This window comes from Gammaproteobacteria bacterium, from assembly GCA_027296625.1.
GTDB lineage: Bacteria > Pseudomonadota > Gammaproteobacteria > JAKEHO01 > JAKEHO01 > JAKEHO01.
Genome location: JAPUIX010000143.1, coordinates 1 through 4376, shown reverse-complemented (window position 1 = coordinate 4376; position 4376 = coordinate 1). Strand labels below are relative to the sequence as shown.

The following is a 4376-nucleotide window of genomic DNA, read 5'->3' as shown; positions in this document are numbered from 1 at the left end:
CGAGCGCCGTCAGACGCTCGGCTTCGGCGCGCCCTTTGGCCTCTGCGTCGTCGCTGAACCGCGCCATGTGCCGGGCCACGACGTCGATCTCGGTCTGGCTCCACAGGCTCCACTGGTACACGAGCGCACGTTCGCGTGCATGCTGCGGCCAGAACGGCGCGCCGCCGTAGCGGTCAGCCAGGTAGAGGTTGATCGCCATCGACTCCCAGAGAATGAGGCCGTCGTCGTCGAGCGCGGGGACACGCGCATTGGGGTTGATGCGGACCACCCGCTCGGCGTCGGCCGCATTGGACCATGGATTGAGGGGCACTTGGGTGTAGGGCAGCTCAAGCTCTTCCAGCGCCAGAAGCGAACGGCTGGCGCGGGAAGCGGCCGCACCGTAGAGCGTGATCATCCCGTTGCCTCCCGCTAGCGCGTCGCCCGCCCGACCGGAGTAGGATCGGTGAGCTGTTTCGCACCTGCCAACCTATCACGACGAGAGATGCCGTGGCGGTACTGGGGTCGTGGCTTGGAGCAGGTGCCGTCTAGTGCCGTGGCGCCGTGCTGGATGCCGCCGCCCGGCCTCCGCGTTGCACGCTTGTCGGCGTGGGTTCCTTCAGGCCGGCCCATGCCAAACTGCGCCATTCGAGGTCCACGGACCCTCGGCTCAACAGGAGAGAGACGATGCCCCAAGTGCTCAGGAAGGTGCTTCTCGCCGCGATGGCGATCCTTGTGTCGTCGCAGACGTGGGCCCAGGAGCCCCCCAAGATGAATATGACGACGGAAGTGCCGCCGGGGGTCGCCACACCCGACAGGCTGGAGACCCGACTGGGCACCCTGAACCTCGTCGACGGTGTGCCCGACGATGCGACCGCACAGAAGGTCTACGACAACCTCGATTTTCAACACGGGGTGCAGGCTTTCCTGAGCGGCATCCAGATCGCCTCCATGAATGCGTTGCGGGAGGGCGTTCTCGGCTTCGGCCCGCCGAACACCACCGCCGTGATCTTCGAAGGCCTGATGGACTCGAAGACGCTTTGGCTCACGCCGAATACCACGAGCGTGTACATGGTCTCGTGGCTTCAGATGACCGACGAGCCGTGGGTTATCGAGACGCCGCCCGACGTACTGGGGATCATAGACGATCACTGGTTCAAGTATGTCGGCGACTTCGGCCGCCTCGGCCCGGACAAGAGCAAGGGTGGCAAGTTCCTGATCCTTCCACCGGGTTATGACGGGCTCGTGCCCGAGGGATATTTCGTCCTGCGCACCAACACGTACGGCAACTGGGTGATTTGGCGAGGCTTCCAGGTCGACGGGTCACCGAAACCGGCCGTCGAAACGACGAAGAACGTCTTCCGCATGTACCCGTTATCGAGGAAGGACAATCCGCCACAGATGAACTTTGTCAACGCATCCGGGAAGTTCAACAACACGATCCACCGCATGGATTACGGGATCTGGGAAGAGATCAACGCTGTGGTCCAGGCCGAGCCGAGCGATGGGCAGAACCCGGAAATCCTGGGAGTGCTGGCGTCCATCGGCATCAAGAAGGGACATCCTTTTAATCCTGACACCCGTATGAAAAAAATCCTGACAGAGGCCGCCGCTGTGGGCGCCGTCACCGTACGGACGATCATGTCACAACCGCGGGACGAGGGGTTCTATCTCTTTCCCGGCCAAAGCGATGTTTGGACCAATCCCTTTGTGGGAGGGAGTCATGTGTTCATGGGCGACGGAGCGCACCTCCTGGATGCTCGTGCCGCTTTTCATTTTTATGCTACCGGAATCACCCCCGCGATGGCTATGAAGATTATCGGGAAGGGCTCGAAATACGCTGTGGCCTATTTGGATGCTGACGGCAACCCCTACGACGGCAGCAAGACCTACAGGGTCAATGTCCCTGCAAACGTCCCGGCGAAGGACTTCTGGTCCTTCACGCTGTACGACAACCAGACCCGCGCCATGTTGCAGACCGATCAACAATTCCCGGGTATCGACAACAACAAGCCGGGCATGATCAAGAATGCCGATGGATCTTATGATGTCTACTTCGGTCCCGAAGCTCCAGAGGGCCAAGAGAACAACTGGATTCAGACTATTCCCGGCAAAGGTTGGAATACTGTTTTTCGCCTCTATGGGCCGCTTGAGCCCTGGTTCGATAAGACCTGGCGGCCGGGAGATCCCAAGGTCGTTCAGTAGCTCCGATGATTCTCAACCGATCTCCAGGCTGGTTCGACAAGACCTGGCGACCTGGTGAGATAGAACTGATGAAGTAGCGTAGGTGACCAGTTAACAACCGGTTGCAGCGGACGGCGCTCACGCGCCGCCGCTGAACCAGGGGCATTAGCTTATTTCAGACAAGGACATATTTATGAAAATCAAGACCATCGTTTTTATAACAAGCCTAGTCGCATCATTATGTTTTGTATTGTCGGCTTGTGAAAAAGGTGAAGAACAGGAGCAAGTAATATTGGAACGGGCTGTTTCTATGGAGAAGAAGTCCACACAAGTTGATTCAATCCAATATCAAATCATGGTACAACGCGCCACGCAAACTGCCATTTGGGCTATGCCTGCTGTGGCTCTTGTTGATTTTAAGAAAGCAACGATCCGTGACCTGGGTGGCACCCTAAATGATGTTGTTTACTTAACCAAGCCTTTTGATTCTAAGCATGGGTTTTTAACGGCTAATGATGTAACTGCTTATGGTTGGGGCAGTATTAGCACCGCTAAAGGTCCTGTGGTATTAGAAGTACCCGCAGCCTCTGAGAAAGTGAGTTACTTTGGTTCTATTGTTAATGCTTGGCAGCAACCGCTTGAAGATATTGGGCCTCCAGGTGCAGATAAAGGTAAAGGTGCTAAGTACCTGCTTCTTCCTCCAGATTTTGAGGGCGATATCCCAGATGGCTATATCGCTATTAAGTCAGATACTACAGAATTAGGCTTTGCCTTTCGTCCACGATTATACAAAGGCGCTACCGACGCGGATGCAGCAAAATATGCCCAAACGATAAAAATTTACTACTTATCAGAAGCAGAAAATCCACCCGCAACAACACATTTAGATGCAACACCCACGCGTTATAACAGTCTGCCAGTTTATGATTATACTTTCTTTGAAGATATAAATGATCTCATCCAAAACAATCCAGTTCGACCGCAAGATAAGGCGATGGTTGCACTACTTAAAGATCTCGGTATTGAAAAAGGAAAGCCTTTTAAGCCAGATCAGGAACAAAAAAACGCCATGAATGAAGGATTAAAATTGGCTTATGCCTCAATGCAGGCATTGTTTACCACCCCTGGTAAAGCAATGATTCCCCTTTGGAAAAGTAAATCACAATGGCAGGTGTGGAATTTTGCGAAAGACCAACCACAACTTGGGTTTCCATACGAAACAGATGAAAAACTCTTAATTGACGAGCGTGCAGGTATTTACTTTTACGTCACATACTTACCAAAATATTTAGGCGGTGGAACCTTCTATTTAACTGGTATCAGGGATAGTAGTGGTAACTTATTCAATGGAAAAGATACGTATAAACTCACTGTTCCTAAACATGTTCCTGCTAAAGATTTTTGGTCTGCCATTGTGTACAGCATGAAAACCAAGGGTTTTGTGCAAAACGCCGAGCGGGTAGGTTTATCATCCCGCAATACAGATACCATGCAAGTGAATGAAGATGGATCATACGATATTTATTTCGCACCCAAAGCACCGGAAGGCAAAGAGAGTAACTGGATACCCACCGGGGAGGATTTCTTCTTGCTGTTCCGTTTATATGGGCCGGAAAGTAAAGACTTCTTTAAGACTTGGTCATTGGGTGATGTTGAAAAAGTTCATTAATCATTCAATAGACCAATAACAAAGGAGAGCAAAAATGAAAGCATTAAAAATCACCACTATAGCCCTCTTGCTTGGCTGCCTGGCTGTGTCTCAATCGGCCGCAGCGCAGATCAGTGAAGTCGAGTTGAAATCGATCATGACACCAGAAAAGGTAGAAACTTCGATCGGCACATTGGACTTTCTGGATGGAGCGTCCTCTGCCATGACCGCGGCAAAGGTCTATGACTATTTGGATCGGATGCGCGGCGTCGACAGCTTTCTCAAGGGAATGCAATGTATGCTTCGTCAAATAGATCCGCAAAAGGGAGGACACAATGAATACAAAGAGGATAATTTCGAAAGCGTGTACTGCGGCTCTCATTGCGATCAGCTCGTTTACTGTTAGCTTCGGTCCTGCTCACGCCGCGGAACAGACCATTAGTGAGCGGGTCATGCACTACCGCGCCATCGATTCCGTGGTGTGGGCGATGCCCCTGTTAAACTTCAAGCAATTACGTGATGGTCACAAAGCCTTGGGCGTTAAGCTGAATGACATCGCGTATCACAC

At 52.7% G+C, this 4376-nt stretch carries 4 protein-coding genes; 3 read left to right on the top strand and 1 reads right to left on the bottom strand.

Features of this window, described 5'->3' with window-relative positions; translation table 11 throughout:
- On the bottom strand, positions 1 to 394 hold a 394-nt coding region (locus tag O6944_08145; protein ID MCZ6719101.1), incomplete at its 3' end, for a glutathione S-transferase family protein.
- Between the two features lie 269 nt (positions 395 to 663).
- Between O6944_08145 and O6944_08140 the strand changes: the two genes are divergently transcribed.
- The 3 genes from O6944_08140 to O6944_08130 all read left to right on the top strand — a co-directional run bounded on the left by O6944_08140 (position 664) and on the right by O6944_08130 (position 4214).
- Positions 664 to 2181, top strand: a complete 1518-nt coding sequence (locus O6944_08140; GenBank protein ID MCZ6719100.1) for a DUF1254 domain-containing protein — start codon at positions 664 to 666, stop codon at positions 2179 to 2181.
- A gap of 172 nt (positions 2182 to 2353) precedes the next feature.
- Positions 2354 to 3829 carry a DUF1214 domain-containing protein gene (locus O6944_08135; protein ID MCZ6719099.1) on the top strand — a complete coding sequence of 492 codons (1476 nt, stop codon included), beginning with the start codon at positions 2354 to 2356 and terminating at the stop codon, positions 3827 to 3829.
- A 34-nt stretch (positions 3830 to 3863) separates the two neighbouring features.
- Positions 3864 to 4214: a hypothetical protein gene (locus O6944_08130; protein MCZ6719098.1), complete on the top strand. Its 351-nt coding sequence runs from the start codon at positions 3864 to 3866 to the stop codon at positions 4212 to 4214.
- Positions 4215 to 4376 lie beyond the last annotated feature (162 nt).

What these genes read in the sequence shown, in the direction of transcription:
- O6944_08140 (MCZ6719100.1), top strand. Translation starts at nt 664, where the DNA reads ATGCCCCAAGTGCTCAGGAAGGTGCTTCTCGCCGCGATGGCGATCCTT.
- O6944_08135 (MCZ6719099.1), top strand. Translation starts at nt 2,354, where the DNA reads ATGAAAATCAAGACCATCGTTTTTATAACAAGCCTAGTCGCATCATTA.
- O6944_08130 (MCZ6719098.1), top strand. Translation starts at nt 3,864, where the DNA reads ATGAAAGCATTAAAAATCACCACTATAGCCCTCTTGCTTGGCTGCCTG.